Genomic DNA, 21,132 nt, shown 5'->3' with positions numbered 1-21,132 from the left:
GGCCGGGATTGCCGCGCTGCAAAAAAAGCTTGCCAAGTCTGCGGCCACTTCATATAATCTTTCTTCTTCAGGCTCGTAGCTCAGCTGGTTAGAGCACCACCTTGACATGGTGGGGGTCGTTGGTTCGAGTCCAATCGAGCCTACCAACGAAATCGAGATTCTGGCTTTGTCAGGGGCTCAAGGCAGTAAATTGCACAAAGCGCGCTGTGCCTGCAAAGGAAGCGCAATGAGGCGAATACGGTTATGACACCGCGAACGTTTACCGAAACTGTTTCGGAGCGACGCTAGTCGAGGACCTCTTTCGCCTCTGCAGTCAGGTTTGAAAAGTGAATGCGGCCCCTCGAAAGCGGGGCCGCATTTTTTTTCGCTGCGAAGTTTTCCGCGGTCTGTTCCCACGAACAATACGATGTGCCTTCGCGGCACTTCTGGAGAAATACATGGTTGCGATACGTCTGCCAGACGGTTCGGTTCGACAGTACGATCATCCCGTTACGGTCGCCGAAGTGGCGGCTTCGATTGGCCCCGGTCTCGCCAAGGCGGCGCTCGGCGGCAAGCTCGACGGCGAACTGGTCGATACGTCGACGCTGATCGATCATGACGCATCGCTCGCCATCGTCACGGACAAGGACGCCGACGGCCTCGACATCATCCGTCACTCCACGGCGCACTTGCTGGCCTATGCGGTGAAGGAGCTTTATCCGGAAGCCCAGGTCACGATCGGGCCGGTCATCGACAACGGCTTTTATTACGACTTCGCCTACAACCGTCCCTTCACGCCCGAAGATCTCGAGAAGATCGAAAAGCGCATGCAGGAACTCTCGAAGAAGGACGAGCCGGTGTCCCGCCGCGTCGTCACGCGCGGCGAAGCCGTGGACTACTTCAAGAGCATTGGCGAGAAGTACAAGGCCGAGATCATCGAATCGATTCCGGGCGACCAGGACATCAAGCTGTACTCGCACGGCGGGTTCACGGACCTGTGCCGCGGCCCGCACGTGCCGTCCACGGGCAAGCTCAAGGTCTTCAAGCTCATGAAGCTCGCGGGCGCCTACTGGCGCGGCGACGCGAAGAACGAGCAGCTTCAGCGCATCTACGGCACGGCCTGGACGAAGAAGGAAGACCAGGACCAGTACCTCCACATGCTCGAAGAGGCCGAAAAGCGCGACCACCGCAAGCTCGGCAAGCAGCTCGACCTGTTCCACATGCAGGACGAGTCGCCGGGCATGGTGTTCTGGCACCCGAAGGGCTGGACGCTCTGGCAGCAGGTCGAGCAGTACATGCGCGCCCGCCTGCGTGTGGCCGGCTACGACGAAATCAAGACGCCGATGATCATGGACCGCTCGCTCTGGGAAGCGTCGGGTCACTGGCAGAACTATCGTGAAAACATGTTCACGACGGAGTCGGAAAAGCGCGACTACGCGATCAAGCCGATGAACTGCCCGGGCCATGTCCAGGTGTTCAACCATGGCCTGCGCTCGTATCGCGATCTGCCCCTGCGTTACGCGGAGTTCGGCTCGTGCCACCGCAACGAGGCGTCGGGCGCGCTGCACGGCCTCATGCGCGTGCGCGGCTTCGTCCAGGACGATGCGCACATCTTCTGTACGGAAGATCAGATCATCAGCGAGTCGATCGCCTTCAACACGCTGGCGATGAGCATCTACAAGGATTTCGGGTTCGATCACATCGACATCAAGCTCTCGCTGCGCCCGGATTCGCGCGCGGGGACGGATGAAACGTGGGATCGCGCCGAGCAGGGCCTGCGCGAGGCGCTCACGGCCTGCGGTCTGCAGTGGGAAGAGCTTCCCGGCGAGGGCGCGTTCTACGGTCCGAAGGTCGAGTACCACATCAAGGACGCGCTGGGCCGCTCGTGGCAGTGCGGCACGCTGCAGCTCGACATGGTCCTGCCGGAGCGCCTTGACGCCGAGTATGTGGCCGAGGACAACAGCCGCCGCCGCCCGATCATGCTGCACCGCGCGATTCTCGGTTCGATGGAGCGTTTCCTCGGGATTCTGATCGAGCACCATGCCGGCGCGATGCCGCCGTGGCTCGCTCCGGTGCAGGCCGTTGTGATGAATATCGCGGAAAGTCAGGCCGAATATGCCGCGAATCTGACCCAATCGTTGCAAAAACAAGGGGTTAGAGTGCAGGCCGATTTGCGCAACGAGAAAATTAGCTATAAAATACGCGAGCACACGCTTGAGAAGGTCCCGTACCTGCTTGTCGTCGGAGACAAGGAGCGTGAAGCACAAACGGTAGCCGTGCGTGCCCGTGGCGGCGTCGATCTGGGTGTCATGCCCGTCGAAGCCTTTGCTGAGCGTCTGGCGCAAGACGTCAGGACGTTCAAGTAAGCCACCTGGCAGCGCGGCTCGTTTTTTTAATTTTTAGAGGAAACGTAACATCGCTACGGATAAGCCGCATCGCATCAACGGTGAAATTAGTGCACCCGAGGTGCGTCTCGTCGGAGTCGACAATGAACCGCTCGGCATCGTAAAGCTGGCCGATGCGTTCCGACTGTCGGAACAACAGGACGTCGATCTGGTTGAAATTGCCCCGCAGGCAGTGCCCCCGGTGTGCCGTTTGATGGACTACGGCAAGTTCAAGTACCAGGAGGCGAAGAAGCAGCACGAGGCCAAGCTCAAGCAGAAGGTCATCCAGGTCAAGGAAGTCAAATTCCGCCCGGGTACCGATGACGGCGACTACAACGTCAAGCTGCGCAATCTCGTCCGCTTCCTCGAAGACGGCGACAAGACGAAGATCACGTTGCGTTTCCGGGGCCGCGAAATGGCCCACCAGGAAATCGGTATGCGCATGCTCGAGCGCCTGCGCACCGACCTCGAAGAAGTCGGTCAGGTCGAGCAGATGCCGAAGATGGAAGGGCGCCAGATGATCATGGTGCTTTCGCCCAAGAAGAAGAAGTAACTGGCGTGCCGCGCGGTGCAGTCTGCGCGGCGGTCAAAGGCAGTTTTCAATGACGTCTTCGGCGCCGTGGTGCGCAGAAGGCGGGAAGCAGGTTCCGGAACGGCGCCCGCGTGCTGCACGTGAAGTGCGGCAAACGGGCGTTTTTCCTGAAAGCGGCGGCAAGCTTGTTTTTCAAAAGCCGGCCAGTCGCCAAAACAAGTGGAGTGGGTTTCGAAGGGCGGAGTCCCGGCAAGGTGTGTGAACACCGCGCCAACCGCACACCCATGTCCATCAAATAATGGAGTTGTCTGTCATGCCGAAGATGAAGACCAAGAAGAGCGCTGCAAAGCGCTTCGTGGTTCGTCCGGGCGGTACCGTCAAGCGCGGTCAAGCCTTCAAGCGTCACATCCTGACCAAGAAGACCACCAAGAACAAGCGTCATCTGCGTGGTGCAACGGCCGTTCATGATTCCGATCTGAACTCCGTGCGCGCAATGCTGCCGTTCGCGTAATCCTCAACCGATAACTCATAGGAGCGAAATATGCCTCGAGTCAAACGTGGGGTTACCGCACGGGCCCGCCACAAGAAGATCATCAACCTGGCCAAGGGTTACCGCGGCCGTCGCAATAACGTCTATCGCATCGCCAAGCAGGCGGTCATGCGCGCAGGCCAGTACGCCTACCGCGATCGCCGCAACAAGAAGCGTGTGTTCCGCGCACTGTGGATCACGCGTATCAACGCGGCGGTGCGTCAGCACGACATGACCTACAGCGTGTTCATCAACGGCCTGAAGAAGGCGTCGATCGAACTCGACCGCAAGGTTCTGGCTGACATGGCTGTGTTCGATAAGGCTGCATTTGCTGCGATCGTCAAGCAGGTGAAGGCCGCCGTCGCTGCCTAAGCGCTGGTACTAAGCATAGGTATTGCGCAGGTTCGTTGCAGCAGACATTCCGGTAGTCTCGGTGATGCTGCAACAAAAACGGGGCTCCTCACCGAGCCCCGTTTTTGTTGGTAATTACGCTTCTTGCGCTGCTTCATGGAGTGTCTTCGCGCCGTCATTGCCAGGCTTCATGATGGCGTGCCGTGAGCGCGGAGATGCTCCAAGTCTCAAACTCTGACGCTGAAAAGATGGGATCAATGGATCTGGACCAGATTGTCGCCGACGCGCAAAGCGCGTTCGCTTCCGCCCCCGACGTCAACACGCTTGAAAACGAAAAGGCCCGCTTTCTCGGCAAGTCCGGCGCGCTGACCGAACTGCTCAAGGGCCTCGGCAAGCTCGACGCGGAAACGCGCAAGACCGAAGGCGCACGCATCAACGCCGTCAAGCAGCAGGTGGAAGCTGCGCTGGGCGCGCGCCGCCAGGCGCTCGCGGACGCGCTCCTGAACCAGCGTCTCGCCGCCGAGGCGATCGACGTCACGCTGCCGGGCCGCGGCACGGGCACGGGTAGCCTGCATCCGGTGATGCAGACGTGGGAACGTGTCGAGCGTATTTTCGGCTCGATCGGCTTCGACGTGGCCGACGGTCCCGAGATCGAAACCGACTGGTACAACTTCACCTCGCTCAACAGCCCGGAAAACCATCCGGCGCGCTCCATGCAGGACACGTTCTACGTGGACGGCAAGGACGCCGATGGCCGTCAGCTTTTGTTGCGCACGCACACGAGTCCGATGCAGGTGCGCTACGCGCGCACGCACACGCCGCCCATCAAGGTGATCGTGCCGGGCCGCACCTATCGCGTGGACAGCGACGCCACGCACTCGCCGATGTTCAACCAGGTCGAAGGCCTGTGGATCGAAGAGAACATCAGCTTCGCAGACCTGAAGGGTGTCTACACCGACTTCCTCAAGAAGTTCTTCGAACGTGACGACATTCAGGTGCGCTTCCGTCCGTCGTACTTCCCCTTCACGGAGCCGTCGGCCGAAATCGACATGATGTTCGAGCACGGCAAGAACGCCGGCAAGTGGCTCGAGATCTCGGGCTCGGGCCAGGTGCATCCGACCGTGATCCGCAACATGGGCCTCGACCCGGAGCGCTACATCGGCTTTGCGTTCGGTAGCGGCCTCGAACGCTTGACGATGCTGCGTTATGGCGTGCAGGACCTGCGCCTGTTCTTCGAAGGCGATCTGCGCTTTTTGCGTCAGTTCGCTTAAGCGAAGCGGCGCATTCGCTTGCAGCGCGCGAGGCGGACGCAGCACCTGAAGAAGGTGCGCGAGAACCCGCCCCGCGACGGTCACAATCTGTCTGGAACGTAAAACCAAATGCTATTCCCCGAATCCTGGCTGAGAAGCTTTGTCGATCCGAAGCTCACGACCGATGAACTGGCCCACGCGCTCACCATGGCCGGCCTCGAAGTCGAAGGCCTGAGCCCGGCTGCGCCGCCCACCACGAAGATCGTCGTGGGGCGCGTGCTCGAAGTCGTGAAGCACCCGGACGCGGACAAGCTCAACGTCACGCAGGTCGATGCCGGCACCGGCGCGACGCTGCAGATCGTGTGCGGCGCGCCCAACGTCGCGCCAGGCATCAAGGTGCCCGTGGCGCTCGTGGGCGCCGAACTGCCGCCCGCCGAAGAAGGCGGCAAGCCTTTCGCGATCAAGCTTTCGAAGCTGCGTGGCGTGGAAAGCCAGGGCATGCTGTGCTCGGCGCGCGAGCTGAAGCTCTCGGAAGACCACAGCGGTCTGATGATCCTGCCGGAAGAGACGCCCATCGGCCAGGACATCCGCGAAGCGCTGAATCTCGACGACACCATCTTCGAAATCAAGCTCACGCCGAACAAGGCCGATTGCCTTTCGGTGTACGGCATCGCGCGCGAAACGGCCGCGATCACCGGCGCACCGCTGCAGGCGCCCGTGTATCCGAAGGTCGAAGTGAAGCTCGATGAAAAGCTGCCCGTGAAGATCTCGGCGCCGGACCTGTGCGGCCGCTTCTCGGGCCGCGTGATCCGCGGCGTCAACGCGCACGCGAAGACGCCGATGTGGATGGTCGAGCGCCTCGAGCGTTCGGGCCAGCGCAGCATCTCGGCGCTCGTCGATATCTCGAACTACGTCATGCTCGAACTCGGCCGCCCGTCGCACGTGTTCGATCTCGACAAGATCCACGGTTCGATGGACGTGCGCTGGGGCAAGAAGGGCGAAACGCTCAGGCTGCTCAACGGCAACACCGTCGAAGTCGATGAAACCGTGGGCGTGATCGCCGACGACCGCGAGATCGAAAGCCTCGCGGGCATCATGGGCGGCGACAGCACGGCCGTCACGCTCGACACCGCGAACATCTATCTCGAAGCCGCATTCTGGTGGCCGGACAGCATTCGTGGCCGCTCGCGCCGCTACAACTTTTCGACCGATGCAGGCCATCGCTTCGAGCGTGGCGTGGACTGGTCGACGACCGTCGAGCATATCGAGCGCATCACGCACTTGATTCTCGATATCTGCGGCGGTGCAGCCGGCCCGATCGACGATCAAACCGTGAACGTGCCCAAGCGCGAAGCGGTGAAGATGCGCGTGGCGCGCGCGAACCGCATCATTGGCGTGAAGATCAGCGCCGACGAGATCGCACAAATCTTTACGCGCCTCGGCCTCACGTTCACGCGTGGGGTTGACAATGCGGGCGACGAAAGCTTCAGCGTCACGCCGCCGCCGTACCGCTTCGACATCGAGATCGAAGAAGACCTGATCGAAGAAGTCGCGCGTATCTACGGCGTCGAAAAGATTCCGGCGTTGCCGCCGGTGGCGCGCAGCGAAATGCGTGCCACCAACGAAACGCGTCGTTCGATCCACGCCATTCGTCACGCGCTCGCCGCGCGCGACTACGCTGAGACGATCAACTTCAGCTTCGTCGATGCCGAATGGGAACAGGACTTCGCGGGCAACGCGAATCCCGTGAAGCTGCTGAACCCGATCGCGAGCCAACTCTCGGTCATGCGCACGACGCTGTTCGGCAGCCTCATCAACGTGCTGCGCCACAACCTCAACCGCCGCGCCGACCGCGTGCGCGTGTTCGAGGCGGGCCGCGTGTTCCTGAACGATCCGTCGATCAAGGCGAGCGAGATGACGGTGGAAGGCTTCTCACAACCGAAGATGATTGGTGCGCTCGCCTACGGTCCCGCGCTCGAAGAGCAGTGGGGCGCGCAAACGCGCGGCGTGGACTTCTTCGACGTGAAGGGCGATCTCGAAGCATTGTTCACCTCGCTCGGCGCCGCGAAGACGCCGCGGTTCGTGAAGGCAGAACACCCCGCGTTGCACCCGGGACGTAGTGCGCGCATCGAAGTCGATGGTAAGGCTGCAGGCTGGATTGGCGAGCTGCATCCGCGCTGGATGCAGAAGTACGACCTGCCGCACGCACCGATGCTCTTCGAGATCGAGGCCGACGCACTGATGGCGCGCGAGCTGCCAACGCCTAGCGAAGTCTCGAAATTCCCGCCGGTCCGCCGTGATATCGCTCTTGTTGTCGATCAAAAGATCGAGGTGCAGGCGCTGCTCGACGAGTTCCAGAAGGGTATGCAAGACGAGGCTTGCCGGATTGTGCAGAGGGTTGCGCTTTTCGATGAATTTCGTGCAAAATCAAATACTTCCGGACTTGGCGCGGACGAGAAAAGCCTTGCCTTCCGGGTGACCCTGCAAGATACTGGCGGAACCCTTCAGGACGAAACGGTCGATGCGGCCATCAAGTCCCTGGTGGATCGCCTGGCTCGAGTGTATGGCGCCCGGTTGCGCGGATAAGCTCCTCGGCTCATCACGTACCGACATCGGCTTCCGGTTTGCGAGGTTGCAAGTCGACCCCGCAGCCGGCAGCGCGCCATTGCATAGATAGATGAACGAAATGAACTCGAGTGATTTCGAAGCCCTTCTTGCGGCACAGCGTAGCGCCATGATTCGCGACATTCCTGCCTCGTCGGCAAGCGCCACGAACGACACGCCCACGCTGACGAAAGCCGAACTCGCTGAGCTGTTGTTCGACAACGTCGGTCTCAACAAGCGCGAAGCGAAAGACATGGTCGAAGCCTTCTTCGAAGTGATTCGCGACGCGCTTGAAAGCGGCGACAGCGTGAAGCTTTCCGGCTTCGGCAATTTTCAGTTGCGCGACAAGCCGCAACGACCCGGCCGTAACCCGAAGACGGGCGAGGCGATACCCATCGCGGCCCGTCGCGTGGTGACGTTCCATGCGAGCCAGAAGTTGAAGGCGCTCGTGGAGAGCGGCGCCGAGGCGAGCTTCCCGCGTTGATGCGTTGAGCTTGTCTGCCCGCGCCGGTACGCCCGCGCCGGTACGCCCGCGCCGGTACGCCCGCGGCGGTGGCAATATGGCGGGCGTGAACGAATAAGTAGAAATAGCGGATTCCAAGGACCCAGGCGGCGACGCCTCATTGCGCAACCACCACGACGGCAACCCGGCGATGACATCGACAAGCGAAAAGGTCGTCTTGCCCCCCATACCCGCCAAGCGCTACTTCACCATTGGCGAGGTGAGCGAGCTGTGCGGCGTGAAGCCTCACGTACTGCGGTATTGGGAGCAGGAGTTCACGCAGTTGAAGCCGGTGAAGCGGCGCGGCAATCGTCGCTATTACCAGCATCACGAGGTATTGCTGATCCGTCGCATTCGCGAACTGCTGTACGAGCAGGGGTTCACGATCAACGGCGCGCGCAATCGGCTCGACTCGCATGGAGCGGCGGCCGGCGAAGCCGGGCAGTCCGAAGCAGTGGGGGCGCCCGCTGCTGAAGGCACGGCCGCGCTCGTGGACGTCGATCAGTTGCGCAAGGAATTGCTGCATGTGCTCGATGCGCTTGGGCGCTGAAACACCTCTTTGGACGCATGCATGTGAGTCGTTCACGAATTACGTGCGAAGCGGTTCTAATTAGAGAAACTCTCTGTTATACTTTCTAGCTCTCGGGGCGTAGCGCAGCCTGGTAGCGTACCTGCATGGGGTGCAGGTGGTCGGAGGTTCAAATCCTCTCGCCCCGACCAAAGAATAGAGCCCGCGTAGTCGAAAGATTACGCGGGCTTTGTCCTTTTTGCGCGCTGCAAAACAAGCACAACACGCGACACGCATGCGCACGAACGACACCGCAAGATCCGGCTGTCAATTTTCCTCACATATCGGTGAGAATCCTTCGTTATACGGCGCGTGCCGCTCGCCTTACGATACGCGTACTTCGCGCCCGTGATTCGTAGAATCGCGCACCCGCGCGCAACCCCATGCTCACTCAGCGCCACTTCACATGAACCCGATCGAACTCGCGCAACTGGTCCTCCTCGCCGCCCTATGGGGCGGGTCGTTTCTGTTCATCCGCGTCGGCGTGACCGACTTCGGCGTCGCACCGCTGATGGCGCTGCGCGTCGGCATCGGCGCGCTGTTCCTTCTGCTCGTGCTGTTTTCACGGCGCCCCGCACGCGAAGCGCTCGGCACGCTGCGCGAACGCGCGTGGCCGCTCTTCATAGTCGGCATCCTTAATTCGGCCGCGCCGTTCTGTCTCTTCGCTTGGGCCGAACTCACCCTCTCCGCGGGCGTCACGTCCGTCATCAACGCGACCACGCCGCTGTGGGGCGCAGTCGTCGCGTATGTCTGGCTCAAGGATCGTCTGAGCGGGTTGCGTGTGGTCGGGCTGGCAATCGGCTTCGCAGGTGTGCTCGCGCTGGTGTGGGATCAGGTCGTGACGCACGCCGGCGGCGGCGCGTCACCCACAAGCGCTGCGCTTGCCGCCCTCGCGGCGCTGGTCGCAGCGGCGCTTTACGGCGTTGCCGCGAGCTATACGAAGCGCCATCTCACGGGCGCCGATCCGCTCACGGTCGCTGCCGGGACGATGACGGGCGCGACGCTCGTGCTCGCGCCGTTCGCCATGGCAACCTGGCCCGCTGCGCCCATCTCGCTGCATGCGTGGGGCGCGGTGCTCGGCCTTGGCGTGGCGTGCACGGGTATCGCGTATTTGTTGTTCTTCCGGCTGATCGCAGCAGTGGGGCCGGCGCGCGCGATTACGGTGACGTTCGTGATCCCGATCTTCGGCATTCTGTGGGGCGCGCTCTTTCTCGGCGAGCGAGTGTCGATGGGCATGGTCGAGGCGTGCGCGGCGATTCTCGTGGGCACCGCGCTCGCAACAGGCTTCGTGAAGCGCTTGCCGGGATTCACCGCGCGCCGCAGCGGGGCAGGCGCGGAACGCTAGCAGGGGAGCGCCCGCACGGCGCGGGCGAAGCAGGTGCGCTGCGAGCGCCATACGGGCGAGCCGCCACGCACTGCTTTACGAGCGGGATCAACGAAAACGCGCGACGATTGCCGTCGCGCGTTTTGCACTCTCAAGCTCGCTCAAGCCGCGGCGCGAGGCACGGCTTTCGCGTCCTTTTCTCGAGTGCTGCGACCGCCACGCCCGATCGGCAACGTCGCGACGATCGCCGCCCCCAACACGAGCAGCACCGCGGAATAAACGAGCCCCGCGGCATAGCTGTGCGTCGCATCCTTGAGCCAGCCCACCACGAGCGGATTTGCCGCCGAACTGATATTGCCAATCGCATTGATCACGGCAATACCTACCGCGCGCGCCTGCGGCGTGAACGCCTGATCGGGCGTGGTCCAGAAGATCGACATCGCCGTGTAAGACCCCGCCGATGCGAGGCACACGCCAAGCAACTGCACGAGCGGCGCGCCGCCTTGCGCCGTCAACACGCAGCCAAGCCCGGAGAGCAGCATCGGCGCGGCGAGGTGCCATTTGCGTTCCTGCCGCCGGTCCGAGCTGCGCCCCCACGCGATCATCGCGACGATGGTGACGAGCTGCGGAATCGTCGCGACCAGGCCCACGGTGACGTTGCTCGCCCCGGCGCTGAAGCCTTTCACGATCAGCGGTGCCCACACTGCGACCATCGCGAGCGTATTGACGAGGCAGAAGTACGCCGCCGCGAAGCGCAGGACCACCGGCGAGCGCAACTGCTGCCAGAGGCTGCGCTCGCTCGCTGCGTGCGCCGTGGGCGAAGCGAGGGCATCGGCCGGCTCGGCAAGCGCGGCTTCGAGCGTGCGCTTTTCTTCCGTGCTGAGCCAGCGCGCGGCGCGCGGCGTGTCGTCCAGGTAGAAGTACGCCACGCAGCCGAGCAGCGCTGCGGGCATGCCTTCAAGAACGAAGAGCCACTGCCAGCCGGCGAGTCCCGCATGGCCGTCGAGCTTGAGGATAAAGCCCGAGACTGCGGAGCCGAGCGCGGCCGTCACGGGCATCGCGATCATGAAGAGGGCGTTTGCCCGGGCGCGCCACGCGCTCGGGAACCAGCAGGTGAGATAGAGCAGCATGCCGGGCAGGAAGCCTGCCTCGGTCACGCCGACGAGCATGCGCAGCCAGTAGAGCGTGGTGGCGTTGGTGGCGAACATCGTCGCGGTGGAGGCGAGGCCCCATGCGATCATGATGAAGCTGATCCAGCGGCGCGCACCCACGCGCGCGAGCATCAGATTGCCCGGAATGCCGCACGCGATATAGGCGATGTAGAAGAGGGTGGTGGCGAAGCCGAACTGCGTGCTCGACAGGCCGAGGTCCTTCATCATCGTCAGGCCCGCGAAGCCGATGTTGATGCGATCGAGGAACGAGACGACGAATAGCAGGAACAGGAAGCCGAGCAAATGGCGCGAGACCTTGCGCGTGACTTGTTCGGTGGCGGCTGCACCGTTTGACTGCGCTTGCGCGGACGTTTGCGGCACGCGCGAAGCATGCCCTTGCGGGATTGGGCTCATGTGTCTCCTCCTAAGCATCGGGACGTGAGCGTGGCAAGGGTTATGACGTTGTTGTTTGCCGCGGATCACAATTCACGCGGATTATGCGAGGGGCTCGCGCGCTGTCTGTCCTCAATTTGGGTACAGCTACGCGGCGCATTCCGCGATGTTCGGGAATACCCGAGTCCAAACGTCATACCGGTTTTACGCAGAGGAATATCGGGACGGTCAGCAAATCGGAAAATTGATATTCACGAATTTGAACGCTCTGTAAATCGAAAGGCAGTAATTGAGACGGATTCGTTAACAAGGTGAGTCCGTATTTCGTAAATTCTTCCGTAAATAATCGATCAGTACGGGTTGCCTGATTCAATAATCGAAAACTGAAAGCTGTCAGTCAGTCTTTATCAAGCCGCAGGGCCTTACGGGCGGGCGGTCTGCGGGCGCGCCAGCGAGCGCGTTCGACTTTTCGACGCTAAACTTCGCTCTCATATGCGCGTGGGTTCATTACTGAACATTTGAGCGTGATGGTATTTGTTCTGTCCGAATGACAAGTGCCTGGTGTATTTGTATGGAATTTGTGCTGATGCCGAACCTGCGCAAATCGTGGTTGTGCCCGATGCATGGCGTCATGCCGAATCGATCGAATCGGGGATCTATATGAAAGCAAGAAGATTCGTCTGGCACGCTCATGCGGCGCGTGGGGCGCTCACCGCGCTTTGTGCTTTCGGCGCGGCTAGCGCGCAAGCAGACAACACATTCGGCGTACAGCTCGGGGCGGGCGTAGCGGACCACGACGTGAAAAAGCTCGATCTCGCTCTCGTGTGGGATCCGGGCCTGCAGTGGTGGCATATCGGCGGGTATCACTTCACACTGCTTGGCGAGGCACATGTCGCCTACTGGAAGCTGAACGCGCCCGATGCTGTCTACTCGCATATCTGGGAATACGGCGTGACGCCCGTTTTCCGCTTCATCAAGGACAGCGGCTGGTTCAGGCCGTTCATCGAGGCGGGCGTGGGCTTGCACTTTCTCTCGCACGTACGGCAGACGCCCGACCGCGCGACATCGACGTCGTTCCAGTTCGTTGACATGGTCGGTGTTGGGGCGCAGTTCGGCGAGCACGGGAACTATCAAGCAGGGTTCCGTTTTCAGCATTTGTCGAACGCAGATATCAAGGAGCCGAATCCGGGTACGAACTTCAGTCAGATCTACTTCCAGTACAACTTCTAGGGCGGCAGCGGGCATGCCGGCGTGTGTCAGGGCGCGTGCTAGAATTTTTTTGCATGCCGCCTGTCGCGCGGCGCCTAATGACTGTATTTCCGACTGCATGGAGGTGCCCATGCCCGCAGGCAGTCAACTCACGCTCTACACGAGCCGCAAGCACAAGAAGGGCCACAAGTCGGTGGTCGCGTGGATCATCGACGCCGCGCGTGCGCAGGGCGTCTACGGCATCACCGTGCTGGAAGGCTACGAAGGCCTCGACGCCCACGGAAAGATGCACGCCGCCCACTTCTTCGATTTGGCCGACGAGCCCACCGTGGTGCTGATCGTCGCCGACGAGCCCTCCATCGACGCGCTCCTCGTCACACTGGAAGCGGGCGGCGTCGAACTCTTCTATACACGCACTGCAATCGACTACGGCCGGATCGCCGGCGCCTGACCGGCAGGGTCTTCACGCCGCCGCGCAGGCACTTTGCCGCAGGTGCTCCCGTCACGCGAGTTCCGGTCGATTCCCACAACCCGTTACACTGTGGGTATTGGTGCGGTGCACCACGCGTTGCGCCGCATGACCGGCATTTTCCATAGCGACACGCCGGCGTCGCAGACAAGGAGTGAGGACGAGGCATGGCAATCGAATCGGTAGGTATCGTGGGCGCAGGCACGATGGGCAACGGCATCGCCCAGGCGGTGGCGGTGGCGGGGCTCAAGGCGGTGATAATCGACGTCACCGATGCGGCGCTCGCCAAGGGCGTCGCCACGCTCACCCATAGCCTCGAGCGGCTCGTCTCGAAGGGCAAGCTCGAAGCCGTCGCGCGCGACGCCGCGCTCGCACGCATCGAAACGACCACCGACTACCAGCGACTCGCGAGCGTCGATCTCGTGATCGAGGCGGCGACCGAGAACGCCGAGCTCAAGACACGCATTCTCAAACAGATCGAAGCCGCGGCTCGCCCCGACGCGATCGTCGCGTCGAATACCTCGTCGATCTCGATCACGGCGCTGGCGACCACGCTCGCCGACCCGTCGCGCTTCATCGGCATGCACTTCTTCAACCCGGTGCCGATGATGCCGCTCGTCGAGGTGATCCGCGGCCTGCAGACGCGCCCGGACGTGGCCGAGTCGGTGCGCGAAATGGCGCTGCGCCTCGAGAAGACGCCGATCGCCGTGAAGAACGCACCGGGCTTCGTGGTGAACCGCATTCTGGTCCCAATGATCAACGAAGCGTTTTTCGTGCTCGCGGAAGGCATTGCGAGCGCCGAGGAGATCGACGCCGGTATGAAGCTCGGCGCCAATCATCCGATCGGCCCGCTTGCGCTGGCGGACCTGATCGGCCTCGACGTGTGTCTTTCGGTGATGGATGTGTTCCTGAAGGACTTCGGCGACTCGAAGTATCGCGCGTGCCCGCTGCTGCGCGAGATGGTCGCGGCGGGCCAGCTCGGCCGCAAGACCGGCCGCGGCGTGTATCAGTACGACAAAGTGTCCTGAAGCCGGGCGCCCGGCTTCAGGGGAGCACGCTCACGCGGTATTGCGTGACCTGCCGATACGTCTTGCCGGGCTGCAGCACCACTTCGTCGCAGGCGGGCGCTTCCATGTTGATCTGGTTCGGGAAGCCGCCCGCTTCGAGGCACAGCCCCGCATAGCGCGCGCACGTCGCGCCCCGGCGTCCCGGCTGCCCCTCCAGATAATTCCCCGTATAGAGTTGCAGGCCGCGCTGGTCGGTCGAGACGGCAAGCTCGCGTCCGCTGCCCGGCTCGTAGACGCGCGCCACCGGCCGCACAGGCCATAGCCCCGGCGCGGCGTGCAGCGTGCCTGCCGTGCTCTCGGGCGCGCGCAGCACGTAGCAGTGGTCGAAACCGCGTGCGCGCTCTAGCTGGGCGTGCGGCCAGTCGAGCCGTGCGCCGAGCGGCGCGCCATGGCGGAAGTCGAAGGCGCTGCCCGAGACGTCGGCAATGCGCACGGGAATCAACTTCGGATCGACTTCGAGGAAGGCGTCCGCGTCGATCGTCAGCACGTGGCCGCGAATGTCCGGGCTCACCTCGCCGGAAAGGTTGAAGTAGCCGTGGCTCGTGAGATTCAGCGGCGTAGGCGCGTCGGACACGCCCTCGTATTCGAGCGTCAGCGTGCCTTCGTCGTCGAGCGTATAGCGCACCTGCACACTCACATTGCCCGGAAAACCGCCGTCGCCTTCGGGCGAGTCGAGCCGCAGCACCAGTGAGCCCCGATCTTCTTCCACCTGCCACATCTGCCGATGAAAGCCGTTCGCGCCGCCGTGCAGCAGATTGCCGTTCTCGTTGCGATCGAGTGGATAGTCGATACCGTCCAGCGTGAAATGCGCACCCGCGATGCGGTTGGCCCAGCGTCCGATCAGGCCGCCCATGTACGTGTTGGCTGCGAGATAGTCCGCGGGCGTGTCGTGGCCGAGCATGATGTCCGCGAGGCGGCCGGCGCGATCGGGCGCGAGCCATGAGACGAGCGTCGCGCCGAGGTCGCTGACCGACACCTTCATGCCCTGCGCGTTGCGCAGCGTATAGAGCCGCACGGCGTCGCCACCGGGCAGGGCGCCCCACGGTTCGGAAGTCAGATGGGCAGCAAGAGTGTTCATGAGGTGAAGAGAACGTATGAAGAAAGCGTGATTGTCCGGGATGGCCGAAGCCGCTTCATCAAGTGGACAGGCGTGGGCCCGAAGCGTTCGCGACACTGTCCTGATATTCGCGCGGCGTGCATCCCAGTTCTCGCCGGAATACGGCATACATGTACTGCAGCGACGTGAATCCGCAGCGGATCGCCACCTCCGCGCTCGAGGCGTCGCGGCTCGCGAGCATCGCCTTTGCGGCGTCGAGCTTGTGGCGCAGGATTTCCTGGTGGACCGTGCACTGCAGTTCACGTCGGAAATATTCCTCCAGCGACGAGCGCGACACGCCCACGTAGTCGGCCACCTGCTCGGTCTTGATGCCCTGGCAAGCGTACTGGCGGATGAAGTGGCGTGCACGCATGACATGCGGGCTCGACAGCGGCTCATGCCGGGTCGATTCGAGCACATTGATGCCGACGGGCGGAACCAGAATGCGTTGGCCCGGAAAACGTGCGCCGCGCAGCATCTGATGCAGCAAGTGGGCGGCCGTCTTGCCCATTTCCTCCGTGCCCTGGATGACCGACGAGAGCGGGATGCGCGTGAGCGTGCGGGTGAGCGGATCGTTGTCGATCCCGATGATCGCCACCTGCTCGGGCACGGCAATGCCGTGAATCAGACACGCCTGCAATAAATGCCGCGCCCGTGCGTCGGTCACGGCGATCACGCCCACGGGCTTGGGCAGGCTGTGCAGCCAGACGCTCAACTGCTCGATGGCCTGATTCCAGGCGCTGGCGCTGGTGGCCTGGCCCCGGTAGATCGGCGCCTGCAAGCCTTCTTCGCGGGCGATCGCCTGGAATGCCAGTTCGCGCTCCTGCGCCCAGCGGTTTTCCTGGGCGACGGGCAGGCTGTACATCGCGAGATTAGGCAGGCCCGCGCCGATCAGATGCGTCCACGCGAGCGAGACCAGTTTGCGGTTGTCGGTCGCGATATAGGGCACGTCGGCCGGGTAGTGGCCGGCATCTTCGAACGACGAGCCCACGGCGACCACCGGCAGCGGGCAGCCGCGCAGGGCGTCGGCTACGGCGGGGTCGTCGAAATCGGCGATGATGCCGTCCCCGTCGAAGCGCTCGATGCCCGCCAGGCGGCAGCGGAAGTCTTCCTCGAGAAAGAGGTCCCACGCGACGCGCGTGGAGCGCAAATAGTGGCCAATCCCCGCAATGATCTCGCGGTCGTACACCTTATTCGCGTTGAAGAGCAGTGCGATGCGGTGGGGCGTCTGTGAAGCGGGGGCACGGGTCATGTCGTGTCGGCGGCTGTTCGCCCGGCGCGGAACGCCTGCGGAAAGCCGCCATGTCTCCAGTTCGGGCGCGGTGCGCGTCAATGTGCACCGCGCTACGATGTCTCTGGCGCCTGCGGCGCGTCGTTTCAAGCGTCCGGTTATTCTAGGCCCACATTCGGGATCGCGGGCGCGCCCCCCGCGCCAGTCGGCAGGAAACGTTAAAGCTCTCACGCAATTTCGCAATTGCCGCGCTTTGCGCGTCGCGGGCAGTATGACGTCACACAGAGGGATGCACGCTGCGCCGCTGCGCTGCAACAACATTGGAGACATCATGTCGTATTTCGAACATATCCCCGCCATTCGATACGAAGGCCCGCAGTCGGACAACCCGCTTGCGTACCATCACTACGACCATACCAGGAAGGTGCTCGGCAAGACGCTCGAAGAGCATCTGCGCATCGCGGTGTGCTACTGGCACTCGTTCGTCTGGCCCGGCAACGATATCTTCGGGCAGGGGGCGTTTCACCGCCCGTGGCAGCAGCCCGGCGACGCCATGGAGCGCGCACACCAGAAGGCCGACGCGGCGTTCGAGTTTTTCTCGAAGCTGGGCACACCTTATTACACGTTCCACGACACCGATGTCGCTCCTGAAGGCAAGGACCTGAAGGACTACACGGAAAACTTCAAGCGCATGGTCGACTATCTCGGCGAGCGCCAGCAGGCGAGCGGCGTGAAGCTGCTCTGGGGCACCGCCAACCTGTTTTCGAATCCGCGCTACGCCGGAGGCGCCGCCACGAACCCCAACCCCGAAGTCTTCGCGTACGCGGCCACTCAGGTTTGTCATGCGCTCGACGCGACGCGCAAGCTGGGCGGCGAGAACTACGTGCTTTGGGGCGGCCGCGAAGGCTATGACACGCTGCTCAATACCGACCTCAAGCGCGAACGCGAGCAGTTCGCACGCTTCCTTTCGATGGTGGTCGAGCACAAGCACCGCACCGGTTTCACCGGCACGCTGCTGATCGAGCCGAAGCCGCAAGAGCCGACCAAGCACCAGTACGACTACGACGTTGCGACGGTGCACGGCTTCCTCACGCAATACGGTTTGCAAAACGAAATCCGCGTGAATATCGAGGCGAATCACGCGACGCTCGCAGGCCACTCTTTCCATCACGAAATCGCGACGGCGTTCGCGCTAGGCGTGTTCGGCAGCGTCGACGCGAATCGCGGCGATCCGCAAAATGGCTGGGACACGGACCAGTTCCCGAACAGCGTCGAAGAACTGACGCTCGCGTTCTACGAGATCCTGCGCCACGGCGGCTTTACCACGGGCGGCATGAACTTCGACGCGAAGGTGCGCCGCTCGAGCATCGATCCGGAAGACCTGTTCTATGGTCACGTGGGCGCGATCGACGTGCTCGCGCTGGCGCTCGAGCGCGGTGCTGCGCTCGTGGAAAACGACCGGCTCGAGCAGTTCCGTAGTCAGCGTTACGCGGGCTGGGACAACGAGTTCGGCCGCAAGATTCTCGCGGGTGGTTATTCGCTCTCGTCGCTCGCCGCCGACGCACTCGCGCACGGCATGAATCCGCAGCACGCGAGCGGCCAGCAGGAGCGGCTAGAGAATGTCGTGAACCAGGCCGTCTACGGCCAGCGCTAGCCGTGCCACGGCGCGCGAAAAAACATTAGTGCGCGCCGTCAAATTCGCAATTGCGCCGCTTGCCGTTGAAGGCAAACTGACGCAAAAGAGTGGGACGGAGACATGTTCATCGGTATCGACCTCGGCACGTCGGGCGTGAAGGCGGTGCTGCTCGACCGCGCGGGCGATGTGCTCGGCAGCGCGAGCGCGCCGCTCACCGTGAGCCGGCCACAGCCGCGCTGGTCCGAGCAGGCGCCGCAAGACTGGTGGCTCGCCACGCAGAGCGCATTGCGTGCACTCATCGCCGAGGCGCGCGGGCGCGGCATCGACCCGGCACGCATCGAGGCGCTCGGCCTGACCGGCCAGATGCACGGCGCGACACTGCTCGACGCGCAGGGCGAGGTGCTTCGTCCCGCAATTCTGTGGAACGACGGTCGTTCGGATACCGAATGTATCGAGCTGGAACGCGACGTACCGCAGTTGCATGCGATTGCGGGCAATCTCGCGATGCCGGGCTTTACGGCGCCGAAGCTGCTTTGGGTGCGCAAGCACGAGCCGGAGATCTTCACGCGCATCGCGCACGTGCTGTTGCCGAAGGACTATTTGCGCTGGCTGCTCACGGGCGTGTTCGCCACCGATCCGTCCGACGCCGCCGGCACGCTGTGGCTCGACATCGCGAAGCGCGACTATAGCGAGACCTTGCTTGCGGCGTGCGGCCTCACGCGGGCACAAATGCCCGACGCGTTCGAAGGCAACCAGGTGACGGGCACGCTGCGGCCCGAACTCGCCCGGCAATTCGGTCTGCGCGAAATTCCGGTCGTGGCGGGCGGTGGCGACAACGCGGCGGGTGCCGTGGGCGTGGGCATCGTGCGGCCCGGCGATGCAATGCTTTCGCTCGGCACTTCGGGCGTCTATTTCGCAGTCTCGGACGGCTTTCTCGCCAATCCCGATTCCGCCGTGCACAGCTTCTGCCATGCGTTGCCGCACACGTGGCACCTGATGTCCGTGATGCTCAACGCAGCCAGTTGCCTCGACTTCACGGCGCAGTTGACGGGCTACGAAAGCGTCGGCGCGTTGCTCGCCGACGCGCAAGCGAACTCGAACGCCGAGCGCGACGCGCGCCGGCCGTGGTTCCTGCCGTATCTCAGCGGCGAGCGGACGCCGCACAACAACGTCAACGCGAAGGGCGTGTTCTACGGCATGACCCCGCAGACCTCGCGTGCCGATCTGGCCAACGCAACATTGGAAGGCGTAGGTTTCGCGCTGCTCGACGGCATGGACGCGTTGCACGCGGCGGGGCTCGTGCCGGACACGATCACCGTCATTGGCGGCGGCTCGCGCAGCGTCTGGTGGACGCAGATGCTCGCCGATATCAGCGGCCGCGCGCTCACGTTGCGCGCGGGCGGTGAAGTGGGGCCGGCGCTGGGCGCCGCGCGCCTCGCGCATCTCGCGCTCGAACCGGGTGCGACGCTCGACGAAGTGTGCCCGCAGCCGCCCGTGCTGGCGGTTCGTGAACCTGACGCCGCTCGCCACGCCTGGTATCGCGAGGCGCGCCGTCCAACCTTTGGCGCGCTGTATCGCGCGCTCGAACCGGTTTTCGCAACCGGCGCCTGACGAAAGGCGCCGGCGAAGAAAAAAACTGCACGGCCAGTGTAGTCGTGCAGTCGATTGGTAGTCCTACGGTTATACCGCACGCGATGCCGTTTCGCGTGTGTTCCGCAATTGCATCGGCAACAACCTGAAAACCATCGCCGCGGCGGCGACGCGTTCGCGCGCGCCCGCGCATCGGCATCAAGAGGAGTATGGAGACATGAATTTCGCCAAACGTCGTTCGGTTCTGAGTTCGCTCGTATGCGGGGCCGTGCTCGCGAGCCTGTCGCTTGCCGCACCGCTTGCGCACGCGAGCAAGGACCATCCCGAGATCGGCTTCTGCATCGACGACCTGCGTGTCGAGCGCTGGTCGCGCGACCGCGACTACTTCGTCGCTGCCGCGGAAAAGATGGGCGCGAAGGTGTCGGTGCAGTCGGCCGATGCTAGCGAAGAACGCCAGATCTCGCAGATCGAAAACCTCATTTCGCGTGGCGTAGACGTCATCGTGATCGTGCCGTTCAACTCGAAGACGCTCGGCAATGTCGTCGCCGAAGCGAAGAAGGCTGGCATCAAGGTCGTTTCGTATGACCGCCTGATTCTCGACGCCGATATCGACGCGTACATCTCGTTCGACAACGAGAAGGTGGGCGAGCTGCAGGCGAAGGGTGTCTACGACGCGCAGCCCAAGGGCAATTACTTCCTGCTGGGCGGCGCGCCTACCGACAACAACGCGAAGATGCTGCGTGAAGGACAACTGAAGGTCCTCAAGCCTGCCATCGACCGTGGCGACATCAAGGTGGTCGGCCAGCAGTGGGTGCCGGAGTGGAGCGCTTCGACGGCGCTGCGCGTCATGGAAGACGCGCTCACCGCGAACAACAACAAGATCGACGCAGTCGTCGCCTCGAACGACGGCACCGCGGGCGGCGCGATTCAGGCGCTCGCCGCGCAGCATCTCGCGGGCAAGGTGCCGGTGTCGGGCCAGGACGCAGACCTCGCGGCGGTCAAGCGCGTGGTGGCGGGCACGCAGACCATGACGGTCTACAAGCCGCTCAAGCTCATCGCGGGCGAAGCCGCGAAGCTCGCTGTCGATCTCGCGAGGGGCCAGAAGCCCGCGTATAACGCGCAGTACGACAACGGCAAGAAGAAGGTCGATACGGTGCTGCTGCAGCCGACGCTGCTCACGAAAAGCAACGTGGACGTCGTCGTGAAGGACGGCTTCTATACGCAGGCGCAACTGGCAAGCCAGTAACGCTTTTGGCCTGACGGCCCG

The 21,132-nt window shown here is 63.1% G+C and carries 18 protein-coding genes and 2 tRNA genes; 17 read left to right on the top strand and 3 right to left on the bottom strand.

The genetic code is table 11. The features are described 5' to 3' along the window. The first annotated feature begins 69 nt into the window (after positions 1–69). From M3I54_RS35525 to M3I54_RS35475, 11 genes are all read left to right on the top strand, one after another. Positions 70–146: transfer RNA gene (locus tag M3I54_RS35525), tRNA-Val, on the top strand. A gap of 291 nt (positions 147–437) precedes the next feature. Then, positions 438–2,345, top strand: a complete 1,908-nt coding sequence (gene thrS, locus M3I54_RS35520) for a threonine--tRNA ligase (RefSeq protein ID WP_254344244.1) — start codon at positions 438–440, stop codon at positions 2,343–2,345. Positions 2,346–2,394: 49 nt separating this feature from the next. Continuing rightward, positions 2,395–2,916: a translation initiation factor IF-3 gene (infC, locus tag M3I54_RS35515; RefSeq protein WP_254344249.1), complete on the top strand. Its 522-nt coding sequence runs from the start codon at positions 2,395–2,397 to the stop codon at positions 2,914–2,916. Between the two features lie 292 nt (positions 2,917–3,208). Then, complete coding sequence (gene rpmI, locus M3I54_RS35510) at positions 3,209–3,406, top strand: 50S ribosomal protein L35 (protein WP_004191477.1); 198 nt, start codon at positions 3,209–3,211, stop codon at positions 3,404–3,406. Positions 3,407–3,436: 30 nt separating this feature from the next. Then, positions 3,437–3,796 (top strand): 50S ribosomal protein L20, encoded by a 360-nt coding sequence (gene rplT, locus M3I54_RS35505; RefSeq protein WP_004192938.1) that lies wholly within the window; start codon positions 3,437–3,439, stop codon positions 3,794–3,796. A 236-nt stretch (positions 3,797–4,032) separates the two neighbouring features. Continuing rightward, the gene (gene pheS / locus M3I54_RS35500) at positions 4,033–5,046 is read left to right on the top strand and encodes a phenylalanine--tRNA ligase subunit alpha (protein ID WP_254344242.1); all 1,014 of its coding nucleotides are present in this window, start codon (positions 4,033–4,035) and stop codon (positions 5,044–5,046) included. A 108-nt stretch (positions 5,047–5,154) separates the two neighbouring features. Further along, a complete protein-coding gene (gene pheT, locus M3I54_RS35495) occupies positions 5,155–7,611 on the top strand; it encodes a phenylalanine--tRNA ligase subunit beta (RefSeq protein ID WP_254344240.1) in 2,457 nt (818 codons plus the stop codon). Positions 7,612–7,702: 91 nt separating this feature from the next. Further along, positions 7,703–8,113 carry an integration host factor subunit alpha gene (locus tag M3I54_RS35490; RefSeq protein WP_028204248.1) on the top strand — a complete coding sequence of 137 codons (411 nt, stop codon included), beginning with the start codon at positions 7,703–7,705 and terminating at the stop codon, positions 8,111–8,113. Between the two features lie 169 nt (positions 8,114–8,282). Further along, a complete protein-coding gene (locus M3I54_RS35485) occupies positions 8,283–8,681 on the top strand; it encodes a MerR family transcriptional regulator (RefSeq protein ID WP_254344238.1) in 399 nt (132 codons plus the stop codon). Positions 8,682–8,774: 93 nt separating this feature from the next. Further along, positions 8,775–8,851 (top strand) — tRNA-Pro (locus M3I54_RS35480). A 254-nt stretch (positions 8,852–9,105) separates the two neighbouring features. Further along, positions 9,106–10,044 (top strand): DMT family transporter, encoded by a 939-nt coding sequence (locus M3I54_RS35475; protein ID WP_254344230.1) that lies wholly within the window; start codon positions 9,106–9,108, stop codon positions 10,042–10,044. Positions 10,045–10,184: 140 nt separating this feature from the next. On the opposite strand, the gene M3I54_RS35470 is transcribed toward M3I54_RS35475, so the two are convergent. Beyond that, positions 10,185–11,588 carry an MFS transporter gene (locus tag M3I54_RS35470; RefSeq protein ID WP_254344228.1) on the bottom strand — a complete coding sequence of 468 codons (1,404 nt, stop codon included), beginning with the start codon at positions 11,586–11,588 and terminating at the stop codon, positions 10,185–10,187. Between the two features lie 639 nt (positions 11,589–12,227). On the opposite strand from M3I54_RS35470, the gene M3I54_RS35465 reads away from it, so the two are divergent. From M3I54_RS35465 to M3I54_RS35455, 3 genes are all read left to right on the top strand, one after another. Then, positions 12,228–12,797, top strand: a complete 570-nt coding sequence (locus M3I54_RS35465; protein WP_254344226.1) for an acyloxyacyl hydrolase — start codon at positions 12,228–12,230, stop codon at positions 12,795–12,797. A gap of 109 nt (positions 12,798–12,906) precedes the next feature. Next, positions 12,907–13,227 (top strand): DUF190 domain-containing protein, encoded by a 321-nt coding sequence (locus M3I54_RS35460; protein ID WP_254344224.1) that lies wholly within the window; start codon positions 12,907–12,909, stop codon positions 13,225–13,227. 185 nt (positions 13,228–13,412) lie between these two features. Then, complete coding sequence (locus tag M3I54_RS35455; protein ID WP_254344222.1) at positions 13,413–14,273, top strand: 3-hydroxybutyryl-CoA dehydrogenase; 861 nt, start codon at positions 13,413–13,415, stop codon at positions 14,271–14,273. A gap of 16 nt (positions 14,274–14,289) precedes the next feature. Here M3I54_RS35455 and M3I54_RS35450 read toward each other — a convergent pair whose 3' ends face one another. Together M3I54_RS35450 and M3I54_RS35445 are read right to left on the bottom strand one after the other, a co-directional pair. Then, positions 14,290–15,390 (bottom strand): aldose epimerase family protein, encoded by a 1,101-nt coding sequence (locus tag M3I54_RS35450; protein WP_254344220.1) that lies wholly within the window; start codon positions 15,388–15,390, stop codon positions 14,290–14,292. Between the two features lie 58 nt (positions 15,391–15,448). After that, positions 15,449–16,660 (bottom strand): DNA-binding transcriptional regulator, encoded by a 1,212-nt coding sequence (locus M3I54_RS35445; RefSeq protein WP_254344218.1) that lies wholly within the window; start codon positions 16,658–16,660, stop codon positions 15,449–15,451. Positions 16,661–16,970: 310 nt separating this feature from the next. Between M3I54_RS35445 and xylA the strand changes: the two genes are divergently transcribed. The 3 genes from xylA to xylF all read left to right on the top strand — a co-directional run bounded on the left by xylA (position 16,971) and on the right by xylF (position 21,111). Next, complete coding sequence (xylA, locus tag M3I54_RS35440) at positions 16,971–18,293, top strand: xylose isomerase (RefSeq protein ID WP_254344216.1); 1,323 nt, start codon at positions 16,971–16,973, stop codon at positions 18,291–18,293. 102 nt (positions 18,294–18,395) lie between these two features. Then, positions 18,396–19,886: a xylulokinase gene (gene xylB / locus M3I54_RS35435; RefSeq protein WP_254344214.1), complete on the top strand. Its 1,491-nt coding sequence runs from the start codon at positions 18,396–18,398 to the stop codon at positions 19,884–19,886. A 196-nt stretch (positions 19,887–20,082) separates the two neighbouring features. Next, positions 20,083–21,111, top strand: coding sequence for a D-xylose ABC transporter substrate-binding protein (xylF, locus tag M3I54_RS35430; protein WP_254344212.1), 1,029 nt, complete (start codon positions 20,083–20,085; stop codon positions 21,109–21,111). Positions 21,112–21,132 lie beyond the last annotated feature (21 nt).

The organism is Paraburkholderia sp. CNPSo 3274, from assembly GCF_024206475.1.
Classification (GTDB): domain Bacteria; phylum Pseudomonadota; class Gammaproteobacteria; order Burkholderiales; family Burkholderiaceae; genus Paraburkholderia.
This window is presented reverse-complemented; position numbering and strand designations above follow the sequence as displayed.